The organism is Streptococcus sp. 27098_8_74 (assembly GCF_041431705.1).
GTDB lineage: Bacteria > Bacillota > Bacilli > Lactobacillales > Streptococcaceae > Streptococcus > Streptococcus salivarius_E.
Map to the genome: position 1 here is coordinate 1 of NZ_JAPVYF010000065.1, position 968 is coordinate 968.

The window sequence follows — 968 nt, forward strand, 5'->3', positions numbered from 1 at the left end:
GTGTAACACCTCCAACAGAGCCTAAGTTCCAACCAGAGAAATACGTTGTTTCTGAAGAGAAATTCGATATCACTGGTGACAAGCTCGTTGATGATGATAAAGAGTTGACTGATAAATATGGAGAAACAAATACTAATCCATATGCGGACGATGCATCAAACAACGAAACTCAAAACTTGAATACTAAGTCAGTTGAACGTGGCGACAAGTTGGTTTACCAAGTATGGTTGGATACAACTAAATTCTCAGCAACTAACAAAGAAAACGTTCAATCAGTAGGAATCTCAGATGACTACGATGAAACTAAGTTAGATCTTGATGCAACTAAGATCAAAGCTTACGATTCAGTAACAGGTGATGATGTTACAGCTAAATTCGATATCACAGTTGAAGGTGGCGTGATTACTGCAACCCTTAAAGCTGGCTTCACTAAGTCACTTGGCGATGCAGAAAACACTCAAGTTATCGACACAACTAAATTCGCCTTCGGACGTTACTACAAGTTCGATATTCCAACAACAGTGAAAGCAGATGTGGCAGCTGGTGTAGATATCGAAAATACTGCGGCTCAAGTAGTTAACTACTACAACCCAACTTCTAAGACAGTTGAAAAACCAAGCAAACCAACTGAAAAACGTGTGAACAGCGTACCTATCTCAGTAGACTTCAACTTCACTAAACGCTTGGAAGGTCGTGAATTGAAAGCTAACGAATTCAGCTTCGAGTTGAAAGATAGCGACAATGTTGTGATTGCAACTGCAACCAACGACGCAGCTGGTAACATCACATTCTCTCCAGTAGAGTACACAAATAAAGCTGGTAAAAAAGTTACAGCCCTTAAATACACGAAGGGTCAAGAAGGTACTTACACTTACACAGTAGAAGAAGTAGCTGGAACAGACGCAACCGTTACATACGATACAATGAAAGCGAATGTAACTGTTACTGTTTCTCACGATGGAACAGCT

1 protein-coding gene is annotated in these 968 nt (G+C 40.2%); it reads left to right on the forward strand.

Going from position 1 to position 968, the window contains the following annotated elements:
* Positions 1-968 (forward strand): SspB-related isopeptide-forming adhesin (locus O3670_RS10945; protein WP_371596177.1); only part of this gene is annotated, 968 nt, incomplete at both ends.